Source organism: Pseudomonadota bacterium (assembly GCA_018823285.1).
Lineage (GTDB): Bacteria > Desulfobacterota > Desulfobulbia > Desulfobulbales > JAGXFP01 > JAHJIQ01.
In genome coordinates this window covers 89868-110538 of sequence record JAHJIQ010000066.1, presented here as the reverse complement: position 1 = coordinate 110538, position 20671 = coordinate 89868, and the positions used below count along the sequence as shown (strand labels likewise).

Below are 20671 nucleotides of genomic sequence, written 5' to 3'. Positions count from 1 at the left end.
CGTCAGCCGCTCGGTTTCCTTGACCACGATGCCCAGATACCTTCGTCGTTCAGACTGATTGAGCTCCGGATTATCCTGCAGAATCTCTGAAAAGGAGCGGATGGAGGTGAGAGGCGTGCGGAGCTCGTGGCTGACCGTTGACACAAACTCATCCTTCAACCGGTCAAGTTCCCTCAACCGCAAATTTGCTTCCCGCAGCTTATTGGTCGCCTCCTCAAGCTCCAGCGACTTCTGTTCCAGCGAGGGGTCAAGTCTGCTTTTGACTTTTGATGGGAAAAATACGCCGTATCAAAGTCAATACACCTCTTGACTGTACGTAACAAAATTAAGATGTGACTGATCTTTGGCGAGGGGTCAGATGTGGCGAGAGCGAGGGGTCAAGTCTGCTTTTGACTTTTGATGGGAAAAATACGCCGGATCAAAGTCAATACACCTCTTGAATACCTGATCGTTGCCGGGCAAATATCCTGGCTAAATCCCGAAAGGGATAAAGAAGATAAACCGGGCGCCGGTCTGTGCTGACGGTTCCACCCAGATCCGGCCGTTATGGTATTCGATGATGTGGCGGCTGATCGACAACCCCAGCCCCGTACCCTGCGGGTTGCCGTCCCTGGAGGTACTGGTCCGGTGGAACTTTTCAAAGATGATCTCCTCGTCGCCGGGAGGGACCCCGCACCCGTTATCACCAATCTCGCAATACACACCTTCGTTCTGATGCCTCAGCGCAACCTCAACCCGACCGCCAACCGCCGGAGAGAATTTGACCGCATTGGACAGAAGATTGATAAAAACGCGCATCAAACGATCGTGATCGGCAAAAATCAGGACCGGATGGTCCGGCAGTTCGATACTTAAAGCGATTCCTTTGTCGGAAAAAAGTCGGCTGGTGGATTCCAGAGCCTCACCGGCCAGCTCGACGATATCCAGGTCCTGCATCTGCCAGTCTGCCTGCCCCGCCTCGATTTTCGCCAGATTCAGGACCTGATTGATCAACCTCGTCAGCCGCTCGGTTTCCTTGACCACGATGCCCAGATACCTTCGTCGTTCCGACTGATTGAGCTCCGGATTATCCTGCAGGATCTCTGAAAAGGAGCGAATGGAGGTGAGAGGGGTGCGGAGCTCGTGGCTGACCGTTGACACAAACTCATCCTTCAACCGGTCAAGTTCCCTCAACCGCAAATTTGCTTCCCGCAGCTTATTGGTCGCCTCCTCAAGCTCCAGCGACTTCTGTTCCAGACGATGACTGTATTCAATCACCTGCGAGGTTTCATCGAGAATGCTCAACAGCCCTTCCTGGCTGATCTCCTCCCCCTTGACCACCGAAGAGACCATGATCCTGGCCGATGCGGCCCCAATGGCGCCGGCCAGGAGCTTCTCGGCATATTCAACCAGATCGGTGTCGGCCTGCATCCCTGCCGCAAGCTCGATATCGCGGCTGCGACCGTAATCCAGCAAGGCCCGGTCGGCTTTAGGGTCGCCGATAAAGCGGGCCAGCAGTTTCTTCAGTTCCGTGATCATGGCCTTGCCGTGCCAGATATGGGGCCCTCCGCTGTGGCGGTAAACGTCAACAAACAGGGATGCCTGAATCCGTTCCATGGTCGACTGACTGTCGAGAAGCGACAGGCCCACCAGGAGGCTTAAATTTGCGAGCATACTCCAGAACACCGAATGCGTTATCGGGTCGAACATATCAAGACCAAGGAGCTGATAGGGGCGAAGGAGGTCGATCCCGAAAGGGCCATGGGTGAGGAAAGAGGCGACCGCAGCATTCGAACCGGCAAAGGTGGGGATGAACAAAGTGTAGGCCCAGACCAGAAAACCGGCCGCCAGCCCGTAAATCGCCCCCCGGCAGCTCGCACCCTTCCAGAATATGCCGAACAGCAGCGGTGGCGCAAGCTGGGCAACGGCGGCGAAAGAAACCAGGCCGATGGAAACCAGCCCAACCGAATCGCCGATAATCCTGTAATAGATGTACCCGAAGAGCAGCAGCACAATAATACAGCCCCGTCGAATCGCGAGCACCATTCCGCCAAGATCTCTCTGCCTGAGCAATGGAATACGCAACAGAGTCGCCATCACCAGCTGGTTACAGATCATGGTGGATAAAGCGATGGTCGCAACAATCACCATACTGGTAGCGGCCGAGAGACCGCCGAGATAAACCAGGATGCTGATGAATTTCTGCTGGGCGGCCATCGGCAGCATAAGGACAAAGATGTCCGGGTCAACTCCGGTTGTGCCGAACCGCAAGATCCCGGCCATCGCTATGGGTAAGACAAAAAGATTGATGGCAAACAGATACAGCGGGAAAAGCCAGGCCGCCTTTCTGACATGCTCCTCGTTGACATTTTCCACCACCAGCACCTGGAACTGCCTGGGCAGAAACATGATCGCGGACATCGACAGCAGGGTGAGGGTAAACCAGTTTACATAGCCTCCGGGAAGAACGTCAAAGGTCATCAGATTTCCCAGTTCAGGGACCCCGGCCATCCGCTCAAACAGATCAAAAGGGCCGCTGAACAGGAAGAAGGTCACATAGATTCCGGCAATGCTGAAGGCCAGGAGCTTGACCACCGACTCGAAGGCAATGGCGGCCACCATCCCCTCGTGCCTTTCAGTGGCATCGACATGCCGGGTTCCGAAAAATATCGAAAAGACCGCCAGAATGATGGCCACCGCAAAAGCGGTATCGTACCAGAAGGATTGTGAGTGCTGTTGGAGCAGTTCAAGCTCAGGGTAAACATGCATGAACGTAAAGGTCCGGGAAATGGCCTTCAGTTGTAATGAGATGTAGGGAACGGTGCCGACCATGGCAATCACCGTTACCAGGCCACCGGCCAGAGCGCTTTTGCCGTATCGGGAGGCGATGAAGTCGGCGATGGAAGTAATTCGATGGACCTTGGCAATGCGGATGATCTTTCGCAGCACAAACCACCACAGCGCCGCCATCAGGGTAGGGCCTAAATAGATAGGCAAAAAGCCGATGCCGGTAGCCGCAGCCCGGCCCACGCTTCCGTAATAGGTCCAGGCCGTGCAATAGACGGCAATCGAGAGGGTATAAACATAAGGGTTGCTGATAATGGAACGCCCGAGATCGGCCCGGTTATCTCCGTAAGAAGCAATGGCAAACAGGCCGCCCAGGTAGACCAGCGAAATCAGGAGAATCAGCCATTCCGGCAGCATGGCATCCCCCTACAAAACCCTTTTTCCCGACGTTGAAGCCGGCGAAGGTCGTTTCCGGATAATCAGGGCCAGGACAATGATGAACAGGAACCAGAGAGAAAAGATATAGAGGTACAGTAAAGGCACACCGGAAAAGAACCATTTTTTGCTGAACAGACCCAGCAGCGGGTAGTTGAACGCGACAATTCCAAGGCAGACCAGGGCAATCAGCCGTTCGTTGATTTTTTTCTGCTCAGCCATTGGTATTCCTCTCCGCAGAAGCCAGCGGCAGGGGAAGGCGAATCAGTGCAAACCCCGCCTTCTCGGATTTCTGGCTCCACAAATCACTGCCATGCCCTCGCAGGACATCAGCGCCACTTGGGGAACCTGCCACTCGGCTCAAGGGCAGGCGCCGCCATTCCTCGATGGCGGCTGCCTTTAATGGCGAACCTTCCCAGAGCATATCCAGGTAGATAAAACGTCCCGTTGCTTCAGGATGAAAACGGAGCGCTGAGAGATCTATGTTGTTTTCCCGCAGAAACTCGAAGAGCGAGAGCAGCAATTGCTGCATCCATCGACCATCGACCAGCACCTCCTGCAAATCAACGGGGCTCATCGGGGCCAATTTCAGTGGAGAACCAGCCAGAGACAACACCCTGCCGACGAGAACCATCGCGTTGCAGGGCACGGGAATAAAATTACCGGTCAGGCTCTCCGTGCACAGACCTGCAAGACCATCAACGGTCCGGGTCAGACTGTCGCTCTCCTGAGCGATGATATTTTCAAAAGCACTCCGCATGACCGTAGACATATCCGGGTAGGTCAGCAGGTTTTCCGCCGCCGCCTTCAAATTCGCCAATGGCTGGCGCAATCTGCCGATGGAATCACACCGCCCGCCTTCGGGGGCTTCATGACTTTCCGAATGCAATGCTTCACTGAAGGAGAGAAGGTAAAAAGGGGAATCAACATCCGACCTCCCATACCGGTAGAGACGACAATCGAAAAGATGCGTCCCGTCCCGGTCCGGACACAGAAAATCTATTGTCCTGTCGGAAGACTCCTCAACGCAGGCGCGAGCCCGGGAAAGGCAGGGTTCGGCAAAGAGGTCGCCAAGCCCGGTCGCCGCAAATGAGCCCCTGCCCAGCTGCCGGCCCGCAGATCGGTTGGCGGAAATCACTCCACCTGCCGCATCACAGAGCAGCACCCCCTCCCGAACCTGCTCAAATAACTCGCAGAGCAAGCCTGAAAGAGATGTTAAAGGGAATATTGCGGTCATGGCCCGTTTACTTCATCGTCCCGGGAAACGGCACGATTCGAGCCCAGAATCAGCCGCACCTTGTCTACCAGTTCACGGTTGGAAAAGGGCTTGCTGACATAATCATCAGCTCCCATGGCCAACCCCTTTTCCCGCTCTGCGGGATTACTTTTCGCGGTCAACATCAGGATATGGATCCCGTTCAATTGCGGATCGGCACGCAGGGACTGGCACACCTCATACCCATTGGGACTCGGCAGCATGACATCAAGAATAATCAGATCAGGCATACTCCGACGGGCAACGGCAAGAGCCTCATCGCCGTTTTCGGCGACCAGCACCTCGTATCCCTCCTTCTGCATCAGAAATTCCAGCGACAAGAGGATATTAGGCTCATCATCGACCAGCAGAACCTTTGGCACCATCACTTTTCTCCCGTCATCAACAGTATTTACCAGATTAAGATGTGTCAGCAATGGTACCCGATCGAAGTGGCGAGCGCAAGCAATCCACACCCCGTTTCGCCCCACCGCAACCTGATCCGGCAGCACCCCCGGACAGTTCATGATGAGAATTCAGAAGCCGGCAGCCGGAAGCCGGAATGACTGATTTTTTCACCCTTCGGGTATTAAGTTTCTTGCGAGCAGGCCAGCTGCTCAACTTAAGCTTTATCGGGAGATTGGCCAAACTCGGAAAGTTGTGGTATCTAGAAAACAGCATCGCTTCTGTCCCCGCCAGGCCGGTTGCGATATACCATGCAGCAACTGAGCGACACAATAGATAAGGAGTCCGAACCTTGGGGGTGGAACAGGAAACATTACAGGCGGGCCGCCAGCGTTTTTATACGGCTTTTCAGACCAGCGAAGACGCCGTGTGTCTCTGCAGACTGGAGACTGCCGAGGTTGTGGACTGCAACGAGAGTTTTTCCCGGTTCACCGGTTTTGATTGCAAGGAGCTGGTCGGCAGACGCATGCCGGATTTGCCGATCTGGTACAAGCATGATATCTGCGACCGGATACTGCACGAACTGGCCAAAAAACGCTCCGTGATGGATCTGGAAGTAGCCTTTCAGGACAAGTTCGGACAGCCGCTGCTTGGTAAATTATCGGCCATGCAGATGCAACACCAGTCGACACCGCATCTGCTCCTGGTGATCCGTGACCTGGACGCCCTCAAGAAAACCAGGGAAGCGCTGGCCAGCAGCGAAGCGCGTTTTCGTGAGTTGTTCGACAACATGAGTAACGGGGTGATGGTCCTGAAACCATCGGAAAACGGCGAGGTTTTCCTGGTGGTCAATTTCAACCGGGCCGCCGAAAGAATCGAGGGAAAAAAACGCAACGACCTGATCGGCCGTAACATCATCGAGGCCCTGCCCTCAACGGTCACCCCCGGCCTCCAGTCAATCTATAAAAGGGTCTGGAAGAGCGGAATTCCCGAGCACTACCCGGTGACCATCTACCGGGATGATCGCCTCGGCATGTGGAAAGAGCATTATATCTACAAACTCCCCTCCGGTGAGATCGTGAATGTCTACGATGATATCACCGAGCGCAAACTGGCCGAGGAGAAACTGCTTCTCTATCAACAGCAGCTCAAAGCACTCGCTTCGGAACTCTCACTTGCCGAGGATCGCGAGCGACGCATCCTCGCTGCAGAACTCCACGACCAGATCGGCCAGACCTTGTCCCTGGTCAAGATGAAACTGCACAACCTGCGCGGTCATCTGGCCGACGAAGAAATCCGGCAGGAGTTTGACGAAACCCGCAGCTTTCTCGACCAGGCCATCCGTGATACTCGCTCCCTGACCCTGGAACTCAGCCCGCCGATCCTTTACGAGTTGGGGCTGGAAGCGGCCCTGGAATGGCTGGCCGAGGGTTTCCGGAAAAAGACCGGGATCAGCTGCCAGGTTCGGGCAGAATGCGGAACCAACTTAAACGACGACATCAACGGGGTGCTCTTCAGGTCGGTGCGGGAGATCCTGTTCAATGTTTATAAGCATGCCGAGGCCCGGCTGGTAAAGGTAAGCACCAGCCCGAAACGAGGCTGTTTTCAGGTAAGGGTAAAAGACAACGGTATCGGTTTCGATATAGCCGCCGTTGAAAAGCGGGTGACCGGCCATGCTTACGGGCTGTTCAGTATCAGGGAGCGGTTATCTCATCTGGGTGGTAAGATGCAGGTGGATTCCAAACTTGGCAAGGGCACAACCGTTACCCTGGAAGTCCCCCTTCCCTCCGGAAAAAACACAGTAGAGGTTTTCGAATAATGTCCACAATTACGGTGTTACTGGCGGATGATCATAAAATTATGCGGGCCGGACTCAGGTCGATCCTGGAAAAGAGTGCAAAAGTCTCGGTAGTTGCCGAAGCCGAGGACGGACGTCAGGCGGTGAAACTGGCCAGCCAATTCCGGCCGGACCTGGTGATTATGGATATCTCCATGCCGAAGCTGAACGGCATCGAGGCAACCCGCCAGATCATGGCCGATCTCCCCGAGACCAAGATCATCGCCCTGTCGATGCACTCCGACAAACGTTTTCTGGTCGAGATGTACCAGGCAGGGGCGGTCGGGTATCTCCTGAAGGACTGCGCCGCAGAAGAACTCGAGCAGGCGGTCAGGACGGTCGCCGGGAACAAGCGCTATCTGAGCCCGGAAATTGCCGGAGTGCTGCTGGATGATTACATGGACCGCTTCCAGAGCAAACCGGCCGACACCGCCCTGGCGCTGAGCACCCGGGAGCGGGAAGTCCTGCAACTTATTGCCGAAGGATGGTCGACCAAGAATATCGCTGACCACCTTTATATCAGCATCAAAACGGCGGAGTCCCACCGGCGGAAAATCATGAAAAAACTCGACCTGCACAGCGTTGCCGATCTGACCAAATATGCAGTCAGAGAAGGCCTCACCTCTCTAAACCTGTAATAACGGCGCCACCTCGCGATACAATTCAGGGGTTCAGCGGTTCAATATCAGGTTTTCCCCGATAGGTTTAATTCACAAAAACTGTAAAGATCACGGTCGCCTTGCTCCTTTGCCCAAAGGAGGGCGTTCCCACAAATAAGGGTTTCTCCCGGATAAAATCAGGGGAACCCCGATACTGCAATGTAATACATTGTGGTAGTTTGGGTGCGTGAAACGGCGGGTTAGCTCGTGGCGCGGCGTACGAAATATCAAAGCCGCACCAGGTTTGCTCGCCTGAATGTATATTTTGGATTTCCAAAGTTAAAGTCTTGAGGAGGAAAAATTGATGAAAAGCGCTGCAGAGTACTGGAAAAGAAACCTGCGACTGGTCATTATCAGTCTGGTTATCTGGTTTGCGGTTTCATTCGGGGCCGGCATTTTTATGGTCGACGCCCTGAACGGGATCAAGTTGGGTGGTTACAAACTGGGCTTCTGGTTTGCCCAGCAGGGGTCCATTTATATCTTTGTCGCCCTGATCTTCATCTACGCCAAAAACATGAACAAACTCGACAAAGAATTCGACGTTCACGAAGACTAAATCACTGAAAGGGGAATATTAAAATGGATCTTAAAACACTCACTTTTCTGGTAGTCGGCGCCACTTTCGCCCTCTACATCTGGATCGCCATTAAAGCCAAGGCGAGCAGCACCTCTGAATTTTACGTGGCCGGCAAGGGCGTTCATCCCGTTTTGAACGGCATGGCAACCGGCGCCGACTGGATGAGCGCCGCCTCTTTCATCTCCATGGCAGGGCTGATCGCTTTCAAGGGCTATGATGCCTCTGTTTACCTGATGGGCTGGACCGGCGGCTACGTGCTGCTCGCCATGCTTCTCGCCCCGTATCTCAGAAAATACGGAAAATTCACCGTACCTGAGTTCATCGGCGACCGCTTTTACTCAAACACCGCCAGGATGGTGGCCATCCTCTGCCTGATCGTCGCCTCGATCACTTACGTTATCGGCCAGATGAAGGGAATCGGCGTCGCCTTCTCCCGCTTCCTGGAAGTCGACTTCACCATGGGTGTTATCGTCGGCATGGCCATCGTTTTCGTGTACGCGGTTTTCGGCGGGATGAAGGGCATCACCTACACCCAGATCGCCCAGTACTGTGTTCTGATCTTCGCCTACACCGTACCGGCAATCTTCATCTCCCTGCAGCTGACCGGCAACCCGATTCCACAGCTCGGACTCGGCAGCACCATGAGCGACGGCAGCGGCATGTACCTGCTGGACAAGCTTGACCTGATCTGTAAGGACCTCGGGTTTGCCGCCTATACGACGCAAAAGGGCTCGACGCTCGACATTTTCCTGCTGACCATGTCCCTGATGATCGGTACCGCAGGACTGCCCCACGTCATCACCCGTTTCTTCACCGTGCCGAAAGTCCGCGACGCCCGTTCATCCGCAGGCTGGGCCCTGGTCTTCATCGCGATTCTCTACACCACCGCGCCGGCAGTCGGCGCCATGGCCCGTCTGAACCTGATGCAGACCATTCAGACCGGTGAAGTCGGTGCAGCCGACGGGAACATGAAGATCTCCGAAGCCCCGACCTGGTTCACCAAGTGGGAGGCCACCGGCCTCTTGAAACACGAGGACAAGAACGGTGACGGCAGAATCCAGTACTATGGCGCGGGACTTGACGAAAAAGCTGCAGGATTCGGCTGGAAAGGCAACGAGATGGTCAAGGTCGACAACGACATCATGGTTCTTGCCAATCCGGAAATCGCCGGGCTCCCCAACTGGGTTATCGCCCTGGTCGCCGCCGGTGGGATCGCCGCCGCCCTCTCCACCGCTGCGGGTCTTTTGCTGGCGATCGCCTCGTCCATTTCCCATGATCTCTTGAAAGGCATCTTCATGCCGAATATCGATGAGAAGCAGGAACTCCTGGCCAGCAGGATCGCCATGGCCGGCGCGATCATCGTTGCCGGGATCCTCGGCATCAATCCTCCGGGCTTTGCCGCCCAGGTTGTCGCCCTCGCTTTCGGACTCGCCGCTTCATCGATCTTCCCGGCAATCATGATGGGCATCTTCTACAAACGGATGAACAGCACCGGCGCCATCTGCGGCATGCTGGCTGGCCTCGGCAGCACCCTGATCTACATCTTCTGGTTCAAGGGCTGGCTGTTCATCAAAGGCACCGCCATGGCTCCGGACAACGCCGCCAACTGGTGGCTGGGCATTTCTCCCGGCTCCTTCGGCGCCGTTGGCGCGCTGGTCAACTTTGCGGTTGCCTCCGTGGTTTCCAAATTCACCGCACCGCCGCCGGAACACATCCAGCACATGGTTGAAGATATTCGCGTCCCGAAAGGCGCTGCCGCTGCAACCGACCATTAATCGATCTCCGGGTCGAATGATTCACCTGGCGTGACTGCTTTGCGGCAGTCACGCCGTTTTTTTGATTTACTTTGTAGTGCCTGTTTGTAGTAACCTGTATTTTACTGACTCTTTCCCATGCTCAGCGCTCTGGCCAGTGAAGGAATCAGTGCAGGCCGACATTTGATAAAACTTGGTAACTATTATGAGATTTCAGGAGGACACATGAGTAACGACGAGAAGATCACCAGTCTGTCGACGGAACACCGGGTCTTTCAGCCACCCACCGAGGGCAAAGACAAAGCATATGTAAAAAGCATGGCCGAATACGAGGCCCAGTATAAACGCTCCATGGAAGACCCTGAAGGATATTGGGGCGACCGCGCTACAGAACTCATCACCTGGGATAAAAAATGGGACAAGGTTCTCGATGCCGACCTGTTCAAGCCGGAGATCAACTGGTTCGTAAACGGCAAGCTGAACATTTCCGCGAACTGTCTCGACCGCCACCTGACCGACGGCCGTCGCAACAAGGCCGCGATTATCTGGCAGGGCGAGCCGGATGAAGATGTGAAGGTCTATACCTACCAGATGCTCCACACCGAAGTCTGCCGCGCCGCCAACATGCTGAAGAAAATGGGGGTCAAGAAAGGCGACCGGGTCTCCGTCTACCTGCCGATGATCCCCGAGCTCGCCATCACCCTCTTGGCCTGCACCCGGATCGGCGCCGCCCACAGCGTGGTCTTTGCCGGTTTTTCCGCGCAGGCGCTGATGAGCCGGATTCAGGACTGCGAAGCCAAAGTTCTGGTAACCGCCGATGCGGTGATCAGGGCCGGGAAGACCATCCCCCTGAAACCAAACGCCGATACCGCTCTCGCCGAGGCCCCCAGTGTGGAGAAATGTATCGTGGTCAAACGCGGCGGCAACGAGGTGCCGATGAAAGAAGGTCGTGACCTCTGGTGGCACGATGCAGTCAACGCCGAAGGCATCACTGACAAATGCGCGCCGGAAAGCATGGATTCCGAGGACCTAAGCTTTATCCTCTACACCAGCGGTTCCACCGGAAAACCGAAAGGTGTTGTCCACACCACCGGCGGGTACATTACCTATGCCGCCCATACCTGCCAGACGGTCTTCGACATGAAGGATGACGATGTCTACTGGTGTACCGCCGATATCGGCTGGATCACCGGCCACACTTATATTCTGTATGGCCCGCTGGCGCTCGGCGCGACCTCGCTGATGTTTGAAGGGGTGCCGTCATACCCCAATTCAGCCCGGTTCTGGCAGATCTGCGAGAAGTTCAAGGTCAATATATTCTATACCGCGCCCACGGTTATCCGGGCGCTGATGAGAGACGGCGTAGAACCCACCCAACGGCATGACCTGTCATCGCTCAGAATTCTTGGCTCGGTCGGCGAGCCGATCAATCCTGAGGCGTGGATGTGGTATCACGAGAACATCGGTAATAACAAACTGCCGATCGTCGATACCTGGTGGCAGACCGAAACCGGCGGCATTCTCATCTCCGCCCTGCCCTATGCCACCCCGCTCAAACCCGGTTCCGCCACCCGACCGCTCCCCGGCATCGATGTGCTGGTGGTCAATGATGCGGGCGAGCCCGCCGCAGTAAATGAGGGCGGCCGGCTGACGATCAGGAAGCCCTGGCCGGGAATGCTGCGAGGGGTTTACAAGAGCCCGGAGCGGTTCAAAAAAACCTACTTCGAGAAATTCCCCGGCATTTACGATCCGGAAGACGGCGCCCGTTGCGACGAAGACGGCTACTTCTGGATCATGGGCAGGCTCGATGACGTGATCAACGTATCCGGCCATCGCCTGGGAACCGCCGAGATCGAGTCGGCGCTGGTCGCTCATCCCGATGTCGCCGAGGCGTCCGTGGTCGGCGCCCCGCACGCGATCAAGGGGCAGACGATCTATGCCTTTGTCACCCCGATGACCGGAGTGAAAGGGTCGGCCGAACTCCGGGCCGCCCTGGTCAAGCATGTCCGGTCCGAAATCGGGCCCATTGCCACCCCGGAATTCATCCAGTTCGCCGAGGGGCTGCCGAAGACCAGAAGCGGCAAGATCATGCGCCGGATTCTCCGCAAAATCGCTGCCGGGCAGACTGAAGCGCACGATTTCGGCGACACTTCAACCCTTGCCGATCCATCGGTGGTCGATAACCTGGTGACAGGCAGCAAGGAATTCGTCAAATAACCTTTTATCAACTGTAACAAGGACTCCACGAGGGGGAGCCGGGCTTTCCGGCTCCCCTTCACTTTTTTCGCATGCTGACCAGAACCTTCATTCACCTTCAGGGAATAGGAAACCGCTCGGAACAGGAACTCTGGCATAGCGGTTTCCATACCTGGGACGAACTCATTGAGTCGAGACCACCGTTCATCTCCCCGGCACGATGGGAATATTATAAGGACGGGCTGGCGGAATCCCGTCGCAGACTATCGGCAAAGCCATCATTTTTCAGTAAAACCCTGCCGGCAAGAGAACTTTGGCGGATCTTCCCCCATTTCCGTCCGGTGACCGCGTATCTTGATATCGAGACCAGCGGCTTGGGCACCTCCTCCTATATAACCACCATCGCCGTTTACGACGGCAGCAAAACCAGAGTTTATGTTCAGGGGGAGAATCTCGACGACTTCCCCGCCGACATCATGGAGTATGACGTTCTGGTGACCTACAACGGCAAAACCTTTGACGTGCCGGTGATTGAACAATACTTCGACATGGTCCTGCCCCAGGCACATATTGACCTGCGATACATTCTGAACAGTCTCGGTTTCAAGGGGGGATTGAAGAAGTGTGAACAGATGCTCGGCCTTGACCGGGGCGATCTTGACGGCGTTGACGGATATACTGCGGTGATCCTCTGGAACACCTATCGGGAAACCGGCAACCGGAAAGCTCTGGAGACCCTGATTGCATACAACATCAGAGACAGCGCCAATCTTGAAACCCTGATGGTGGAAGCCTTCAACCGACACCTGCAGGCCACGCCCTTCTATGCAACCCTGAAGATCCCCGTCCCCGTGCCGGTCATTTCCGGTCCGGAGCCCGACCTGGAACTTTTAAGGAAACTGCTTGATCGCCAAACATCCTTCCTGCGTTACTGACCAGGGACCTCTTCTTTGATAATCCCCAACAAACCCGGGTCATCGTAAAGATCGAGGCATATCATAATCGACAGGTTGGCGCCATGCTTGCTCTGATACTTTTTTTCCCGCACCCATTTCTCTGCATACTCCTGGACTGAAACGTAGCGCTCACCACTCATCGTGCCTGTTTCAAAATATCCTCCCGCTGCGGCCAGCGCATCGACTGCGACATCCCTTCCCTTGTATGCCTCCGCGAGACAGGAAGACACCGCAAAACGCCGCAGGGAAGCTTGCCCTGCACTTCCGGCAGGTTTATCCATGGCTCCTGCGCCGACAACCATCAGCACAAGCAGTATCATGGAAAGCGCCGGCACATACCTGGCGGGCTGCAGAAATCCTGATCCGGCAGACAAAGAATTCACTCCCATCAGCCCGCCCTTTTCCGCAGAATACACATCACACCAGATTCCCCTGCATCCGGATTACTCCGGGAACCGGAGACCATGCAACATGATGCACCGACACATGTTTTGTGCATTCTACATAATCACCAATCGCAACCCTGTTGAAATCCTCGATCTTCAAACCAACCTTTCTGCCCGCACCTGCTGATTCCACCGCATCTCGCTCAATGTGCAATGAGTGTATCCTGCCGTTATAGAGCTGGCCCATCGCCCCGATGACCGTGAATCGGTCACCAAGAGCAAGTCTCCCCTCCAGCACTTCACAACCAAGAATGATCCCCTTGCGACAACTCTTGAAAAGGGCCACCACCTTCGCCTTTCCCAGAATCCTCTCGTTCTCCATTTTACTCACAAGGCTTGCCCCGATTGCCTTCAGATCGTCAACAAGCTTATAGATCACATCGTAAAGCCTTACCTCAACATCGCTGTTGTGAACCTCCATCTCCACAGCCTTATTGACCTCAATCTCAAATCCAATAATGAGCTTGCTTCCCGTCCCTGCCATAAGCAGATCGGACTTGGTAACACCACCGACCCCGGAGGAAATCACCCTCACGTCAATGCCGGGAATTTTTATCTCGCCGATGGCCTTGAGCAGTGCCCCTCGACTGCCTTCAGAGCCACATTTCAGGACCAGTTCAAGATGCTTCCGGGCTTCTCCACCTGCATTTTCAGCCATTTCATGAGGCTGAGGTTTTCCACCCCTGATTTTTCTTTTCACCTTCCGGTGCTGGTTATGCTTATGCCCCATAGGAACTCCTTTCACATCCATCATAATAACATTTACCGGAACCCCACCAGAAAAAGTTTGAAGAAAGGTGGAGAGTGGAAAGTGAAGAGTGAAGAGTGAAGAGTGAAGAGTGAAGAGTGAAGAGTGAAGAGTGAAGAAATTTGCCGGTCTTGAATCCGGGCGTCAAGAATTTTATTCTGCCCCGGTAGAAGGAGGGGGAGGGAAACGAAACAGAACGGGAAAGAAAAAAACCTAATGCACGGAGAATATGCGGTTCAGGGCCTTGTCGGCTGGATAGCCATTGTCGAATTTATAATGATGGTATTTGGAGTCAAGCCCCCAGTCCTGCTTGGCGTTCTCCAGGTGGAAACTGATATCTTCCAGCAGATCTTCAACCTCTTCATCGGAACATTCACTGTAGATCAGGAAATCAGACCCCTTGCGGAGCAGCATCACCGTGTTGTCCCGATTGCCGTTTCTGGCATCGAACTCTTCGGAGGTCTGGTGCAGTTTCTGGCCGATCTCATCAAGGACCTGGTCGGCCTTGACAAACCCCATGGTTTTATTGAACTTCTTGATCTCCGGGAAGTTAGCCAGAATGAGATGGTAGGGCTTGTCGTCCCTGGCCAGCAATCGCGCATCATCAAGATAGAGCAGATAACGGTAATTGTAGAAGTCGCTCAGGGGCTCGCGGAAATATGACATCTGCCGGAAGACCTCAAGGTCCTGACTGTAATCGGCCCTGAATTCACAGGAAATGTCGAGGGGGCTCCAGGTTTCGGTGACCATCTCCGCAATCCGGACAATATCGGGATCAAGCCGCCCTTCTCTGGATTCATACCAGAGAATGTCGATCGCCCGCTGTCTGGAAATCGGTCTCTTGTAGGGGCGACGGGAGACCAGCGCTTCATAGACATCGGCAACCGCGACAATTCGCTCCAGGAGACCGATTTCATCCCCCTTGAGCCCATAGGGGTATCCGCTCCCGTCGAGCCGTTCGTGATGATGCAGGATGATCCGCCTGATCCGGTAATCGTGATGATGCTTGGCGAAGAGACTTGCACCGACAAGAGTATGGACCTGCATGATATTCCGGTCCATTCTGTCGAAAAGACCTGGTTTCAGCAGCACATCATCGGGAATAGCGACCTTGCCGATATCATGGACCAGACACCCGAGCTTCAACACCTCCATATCCTCTGCCGAAAGTTCTAGCTCAAGGCCGATCCGCCGTGAAATCTCGGAAACGCGAAGCGCATGTTCGAAGGTAGAATGATCGCGGTTGGCCAGCATTTCATACATGATCTCGAAAAGGTTGATGATCAGCTCATCCTTTTCGTTGTTGGCAATGGCCAGCGCTTTTTCCGATTCCCGATGCTCCTGAATTTCCGTCTCCAGCTGTTCGTTGGTCTCTTCCAGTTCAACAGTACGTTCCTGGACCCTGATCTCCAGCTTGTCCTTGGCCTTCTGCAGTTCCTCCTCCGCCCTTTTCCTCTGTATTACACCGGCAATCACACTGGCCGCAGCCTGCAGGGTCTCTTCCGCCAGCTTGTCACGAACTGCCAGATGTTTGATGTACAGGGTAAAAACACCTATCAACCGCTTGTTCGCGGAGAGGATCGGCACACAGTAATGTCCATGGGGCTGAATCCCTTCATACTTGTTGTCATGATGGGCGTCTATACAGTTTGAAAAAACAACCTCGCCGGACAGGGCGCATTTGCCGCACAGGCACCTGCCGAATGGAACGGTGTCACAAATATTGAGCAGCGCCTCGTTCAGCCCCCTGCTGGCATGAAGCTTCAAGGTGCCGGGTTTTTCGTCGACCAGAAATATTGCTCCCTTGGGCTCAAGTTCGAGCCAGGGAAAAGAGGTGATGTAGTAAATGAACAGTTCAAGTGTTTCGGTAAGCGAAAGGTCTTCAAGGGAGAGATGGAGAAGCTTGTTCAAAACCGTCTGGGTCTGAAAACCGCGCTTGACTTCTTTTTCGGCCTGCCGGTATTCGGTAACATCCCGGAGAATAATCTGCACCAACCCCCTCTTCCTGCTGATCCCACTGGCCCGGATGGTCAGATCAAGGGTTCTGTCATCTGCGGTTTTCACCCTTGTTTCCATCTTGGGGTTCTCTCCGGCCAGGGTCCTCTGCAGGACCACGCTCCATTGATCACGGTCGCGGTCATTGATGAGATCCTGAACATTCATTCCCGACAGATTGTCTTTTTCCAACCCCAGCATTTTGCAGGCCCGCTTATTGACCTCCACAATCCGCCCGTTATCATTGCTGACCAGGATTGCGTCATTTGACTGCTCAAAAAGAGAGCGGTACCTTTCCTCGTTCTCCTTGAGCTTCCTCTCGGTGCGCAGCCGTTCGATAAAACTCTCCCGGAAACGGAGCAGCGTGAAAAGCATCGCCGCTATCAGGCAGGCGGCAATCGGCAGCAGGGTGATGTTGAAATTCCCAAGGAGCTTGTCCAGCTGGGAGACATGTTCGGTAACATCAAAGTAAATCTCAAAAGCCCCGGCAAAAGCATTGCTCCGCATGATCGGAACATATGTTTCAACCACATCGGTCAGGAAATATTGCCCCTCTTCGGATGCGGTATCCTTTTTGACCAGTTTGGTGAATTTGTTGCCGGTGGCAACAATCTCATGGAAATAATTCTTGCGATTGATCTGGCCGACATCTTCCGGGCTCGTTGAATAGAGGATCTCACCAAGAGGTGAGAAAATCTTGACTTTACGGATCCCGAAATCCTGTTTGGCGTTGTTGATGATCTGATCAATATTCTGCGGCAGATTCTCCCTGGCAATCAGCTCGGAAGTGACAAACATCTCTGCCAGATGGGTGGCAACCCTGACCGCCTCATCTTCGGTATTGTGGACAACGAAATTTTTCAGTGAAGGCGCCAGAAGGAAATAGGCGTAGGCGGGCAGGATCAGAACCGCGATCACCGCAAGAACAACAAGCCCTCTGATAAACTTGAGATTAAACATTTCCCCCTGCCGATGTATCCGGTTCTCCGTCCTTAAAACCGGACGGATATCATTTCATACCACTTTCATTTGCTGGTCACCCGGACAATTCATGCCGACAGACCGCTGAACCGCGACTTCTTACAGGAGGTTTGAAATAACAGAAACGCAACCGAAATGATCCGCAAATAACCCGGCCGGACACTCAACAGAAACCGCTTGATATTTCCCCTGGCACGCCCCCTGAAAATTCGCACACATTCGCCGCAAAGCCGCATCGTTAGGCAATTCAGCGATATTTCATTATACGCCTTTTACCTGCGACAATCAAGCATTTGTTCCGTTCTGCGCCACTCCGCCCTGTACCACAAAGTATGGCTAATTCTTGACGAACTCGAACTTCTCATTTCCGGCAGTAATTTCACGATCGGCAATAACTTTTACCGCAACCCCGTGCCGCCCCTCCAACTCCCTGATCTCTTCCCCCTTGTTGTCAAGAAGGTAGTTGGCCGCCTCCTCGGGCAGGATACAATCAATCCTCCTGATGTTTTTTCTGGTGATCCCGGTCTGAATTCTGCGCAGATATGACAAGGCAAGAGTCTCCACCGAGCGGACCAGCCCCCTGCCCTGACAATGCTCACAGACGGTATAGATTCCCCTCTGCACCGGAGAGGCCATTTTCTGCCGGGAAATCTGCATCAGGCCAAACTTGGAAATCCGGCTGATGTCGACCTTGGCCTTATCTCTCTTCATGCTCACCTTGACCTGTTTCTCGACTTCCCGGATGTTTCTGGAGCTGCGCATATCGATGAAATCCACCACGATGAGCCCGCCAAGGTCCCGGAGACGCAGCTGCCGCGCCATTTCTTCAGCTGCCTCCATATTTGCCTGAAAGATCATCTCCTCAAAATTCTTGTCCTTGGCGGTCCGGCCGGAGTTGACATCTATGGCGACCAAAGCTTCGGTGGGACTGATCACAATTGACCCCCCGGAGGGCAGGCTGACCGTCGGCTGGTAGATCTGCTCGATCTGTTTTTCAACCTGATGATGATTGAAAATCGGCTTGGTTCCGCCATGAAGTCTGGCCACGGTTTTATTTTGCCCGGCCGGGAGAAGCTTGAGAAATTTCCGCACCTTCTCATAGGCGTCTTCACTGTCCACCAGGATCTCTTCAATATCAGAAGTAAAGTGGTCTCGCAGGAACCTGGCGATAATATCCTGTTCTTTATAGATCAAGGCAGGCGCCGACATCCTCTGCCCCCGCTCCTTGATTTCATCCCAGAGATTGAGAAGATAATTCAGATCCATGGTGACGGCAGCCTTGGTAATCTCCTTGCTGGCAGTCCTGACGATATACCCTATGCCTTCCGGCAACTTGAGACTGTTGACCAGCGTACGAAGCTTGGAACGCTGGGATTCACTTTCGATCTTTCTGGATATTCCGGCACTGTCACTTCCGGGCATCAGCACCAGATACCGTCCCGGCAGGGACAGATAGGTGGTCATATTGGCACCCTTGTTCCCCAGCGCCTCTTTCACGACCTGCAGCAGGACCTCGTCACCTTTCTGGATCGCTTTTTCCATATTGACATCTTTCCAGTGGGTGTCGGCGGACACATCCCCACGGAAATACTCCGGATGGATTTCGCTGAATGGCAGAAAACCGTTCTTGCCTTCACCGATATCGACAAAAACCGCCTGCAGACTTGGCTCGATCGCTTCAACCCGCCCCTTGTAGATATTCCCTTTTGACTGGGCATGAAGGATGGTTTCCACGTAAAAGGCCTCGACCCGGCCATTTTCAATCATGGCGATCCGGCACTCTTCCGGTTCATGGGTGTTGATCAGAAGCTTGCGGGAGACAACTTCATCCACGACTTCTTCGACCGGTTCCTCTTTCTGTCTTTTCACACCCGGCCTCGGTCGTGGTTTCCTGGCGGCCGCGGGCTTTGCCGGTTCCTTGGTCCGCTGTTCAGGCGCGCCGCCGCCCTCTTTTTCCTTTTCGCTCTGCCCCTGCTTAGCCGCACCACCTTTGCCGGGCCGTCGCCGGTTGCCGGAGTGACTCCTTTTCCGACTCCTTGCCGGGGGTTTATTCTCCCCGGCTGATCCGGGATTTCCCCCTTCAGTCGCCGGCGGTGCATTTACAGATTCATCTTTCTTTCCGGTCAGCCATTTGCTGATCTTGGAGATCACCGACAAAGGTTTGTTCTTTTTTTCCTGATTATCAGCCGTTTTCCGGTTGGTAGTATCTTCTGCCATCGTATATGTTCTCTCTTATGCGACCTGATTCGATTAATTCTTCAATAAGTATCCCGGCCTCATCCGGCCCCAGGCCCAGGGCTTCACAGATGTCCGACATAGTGCATGGCCGTCGTTTCAACATTTTTTCAATTTCCTGACCTCCGGCATCGGCGCTTCTTCTATTCCCGCTGCCGGAGAAATCCGCTATGATCTCCACCGGACAGGACTGTATCCTGCCGGCAATTTCAGAAAGCCGATCAGCGGTCAGCGGCCTGACCCATCCCTCGGCGGGAGGTCTCACAACCGTGTTCAGCTGAACTCTTTCAGGCCGGATACACTTCACGGCCTCAACCAGGGCAACAATATCCTCTTCGCTGTCGTTTATCCCCTCCGCCAGCAATATTTCAAGCAATATCTTGCCACCGAATTCCTCCGTAAATGCCCTGAGCCCGTCGATAATTTCAAGGGGATCAGCACATTCCCGGGCCGGACGATTCACTTTCCTGAAACTTGCCGGCAGAGCCGAATCAAGTGAAGGAATCACCACATCCGCCGCCAGCAGAGCCAGCCTGACCGCCGGGTCAGAGAGCTTCGAGCTGTTGGTCAACACCGCAACCGGGATATCCGTGCTGTTCTTGATGAAAGCGATGATCTCGCCGATTCCGGTGTGCAGAGTCGGTTCTCCCGACCCGGTGATTGTAATTATATCAGGCGGTATTCTATTACCGTGAGGAACAAGTTCCTGCAAGAAGCAATCAAGCTCTTCGATTATTTCCCGGGTCGGGACATACTCTTTTCTCTCGCAGGTAAGATTCGTGGTGAGCCCCACCTCACAGTACAGACAATCGTAACTGCACGTCTTTACCGGAACAAGATCCACCCCCAGAGACAGACCCAGTCGGCGCGAATTGACCGGACCGAAAAGATACTTCCTCCGGCATGGGGAGGAAGCGTGAGGACTGCCTGATTTCACCGGATTGACCATCAATGGAATTGCGCGGCTGGATACGTTGGAGGGCATGGCAGACGGGCCGGACACATGCCGCCCTGACCGGATATCTGAGACGATTGCTTCATGCAGCCAATCTATAACAAATTCAATAAGTTGGCAAGAAATGAATCCCTTTTGTTCAGGATATTTCATATTATTTTCACCCTGCGGGGATAAGTTTCGTACGAGCAGACGAGCTGCTCAACTCAGCTTTTATTCTTTCCGAACACCGATCACCGGCAACCTGCCCGGCATCAGGAATCCTGAACCTGGAGAAGAGCGGAGACCCCATCGTAACATATTGATAATATTTATATTTTACAAGATATACGGATCGCCATGCGCCGCAGGGTTCCAGAGATGGTCCCCGGCGGAGGAATCTATTACTGCGTGCAACATCTCCGCTTTTGCGTTAATGATTTCCGCAACGGTTCTAAATATATGGGTTGACACTGCCCGGACCGGGGCGTA

General features: G+C 54.2%; 16 protein-coding genes. 6 read left to right on the top strand and 10 right to left on the bottom strand.

Translation table 11 applies throughout. The features are described 5' to 3' along the window. The 5 genes from KKG35_15230 to KKG35_15210 form a co-directional block, all read right to left on the bottom strand. Positions 1–240: hypothetical protein (locus KKG35_15230; GenBank protein ID MBU1739480.1), on the bottom strand; the 240-nt coding region annotated here is incomplete at its 3' end. Between the two features lie 231 nt (positions 241–471). Further along, positions 472–3183 carry a sensor histidine kinase gene (locus KKG35_15225; GenBank protein ID MBU1739479.1) on the bottom strand — a complete coding sequence of 904 codons (2712 nt, stop codon included), beginning with the start codon at positions 3181–3183 and terminating at the stop codon, positions 472–474. 9 nt (positions 3184–3192) lie between these two features. Then, the gene (locus KKG35_15220) at positions 3193–3423 is read right to left on the bottom strand and encodes a hypothetical protein (protein MBU1739478.1); all 231 of its coding nucleotides are present in this window, start codon (positions 3421–3423) and stop codon (positions 3193–3195) included. Then, a complete protein-coding gene (locus KKG35_15215; protein ID MBU1739477.1) occupies positions 3416–4438 on the bottom strand; it encodes a hypothetical protein in 1023 nt (340 codons plus the stop codon). The genes KKG35_15220 and KKG35_15215 overlap by 8 nt, the downstream gene beginning before the upstream one ends. Continuing rightward, positions 4435–4842 carry a response regulator gene (locus tag KKG35_15210; GenBank protein ID MBU1739476.1) on the bottom strand — a complete coding sequence of 136 codons (408 nt, stop codon included), beginning with the start codon at positions 4840–4842 and terminating at the stop codon, positions 4435–4437. Before KKG35_15210 ends, KKG35_15215 begins: the two co-directional genes overlap by 4 nt. Before the next feature lie 371 nt (positions 4843–5213). Here KKG35_15210 and KKG35_15205 point away from each other — a divergent pair, with 371 nt between their 5' ends. From KKG35_15205 to KKG35_15180, 6 genes are all read left to right on the top strand, one after another. After that, the gene (locus KKG35_15205; GenBank protein ID MBU1739475.1) at positions 5214–6680 is read left to right on the top strand and encodes a PAS domain S-box protein; all 1467 of its coding nucleotides are present in this window, start codon (positions 5214–5216) and stop codon (positions 6678–6680) included. Beyond that, on the top strand, positions 6680–7336 hold the full coding sequence (locus tag KKG35_15200; protein MBU1739474.1) for a response regulator transcription factor: 657 nt from the start codon (positions 6680–6682) through the stop codon (positions 7334–7336). The genes KKG35_15205 and KKG35_15200 overlap by 1 nt, the downstream gene beginning before the upstream one ends. A 325-nt stretch (positions 7337–7661) precedes the next feature. After that, positions 7662–7913, top strand: a complete 252-nt coding sequence (locus KKG35_15195) for a DUF4212 domain-containing protein (GenBank protein MBU1739473.1) — start codon at positions 7662–7664, stop codon at positions 7911–7913. Positions 7914–7936: 23 nt separating this feature from the next. Continuing rightward, entirely contained in the window at positions 7937–9709 is a 1773-nt protein-coding gene (locus tag KKG35_15190; GenBank protein ID MBU1739472.1) for a cation acetate symporter, read from the top strand. A gap of 204 nt (positions 9710–9913) precedes the next feature. Next, positions 9914–11905, top strand: coding sequence for an acetate--CoA ligase (gene acs / locus KKG35_15185; GenBank protein ID MBU1739471.1), 1992 nt, complete (start codon positions 9914–9916; stop codon positions 11903–11905). Between the two features lie 71 nt (positions 11906–11976). Beyond that, positions 11977–12819, top strand: a complete 843-nt coding sequence (locus KKG35_15180; protein MBU1739470.1) for a ribonuclease H-like domain-containing protein — start codon at positions 11977–11979, stop codon at positions 12817–12819. Here the strand turns inward: KKG35_15180 and KKG35_15175 are convergent. The 5 genes from KKG35_15175 to KKG35_15155 all read right to left on the bottom strand — a co-directional run bounded on the left by KKG35_15175 (position 12813) and on the right by KKG35_15155 (position 20194). After that, complete coding sequence (locus tag KKG35_15175) at positions 12813–13256, bottom strand: hypothetical protein (GenBank protein MBU1739469.1); 444 nt, start codon at positions 13254–13256, stop codon at positions 12813–12815. The two genes, KKG35_15180 and KKG35_15175, sit on opposite strands and share 7 nt — an antisense overlap. A gap of 1 nt (position 13257) precedes the next feature. After that, positions 13258–14016, bottom strand: a complete 759-nt coding sequence (locus KKG35_15170; GenBank protein ID MBU1739468.1) for a hypothetical protein — start codon at positions 14014–14016, stop codon at positions 13258–13260. A 231-nt stretch (positions 14017–14247) separates the two neighbouring features. Further along, positions 14248–16989 (bottom strand): PAS domain S-box protein, encoded by a 2742-nt coding sequence (locus tag KKG35_15165; protein MBU1739467.1) that lies wholly within the window; start codon positions 16987–16989, stop codon positions 14248–14250. Positions 16990–17346: 357 nt separating this feature from the next. After that, entirely contained in the window at positions 17347–19227 is a 1881-nt protein-coding gene (locus KKG35_15160) for an Rne/Rng family ribonuclease (protein ID MBU1739466.1), read from the bottom strand. Continuing rightward, positions 19193–20194: a radical SAM protein gene (locus KKG35_15155; GenBank protein ID MBU1739465.1), complete on the bottom strand. Its 1002-nt coding sequence runs from the start codon at positions 20192–20194 to the stop codon at positions 19193–19195. The genes KKG35_15160 and KKG35_15155 overlap by 35 nt, the downstream gene beginning before the upstream one ends. Between the last annotated feature and the right edge of the window lie 477 nt (positions 20195–20671).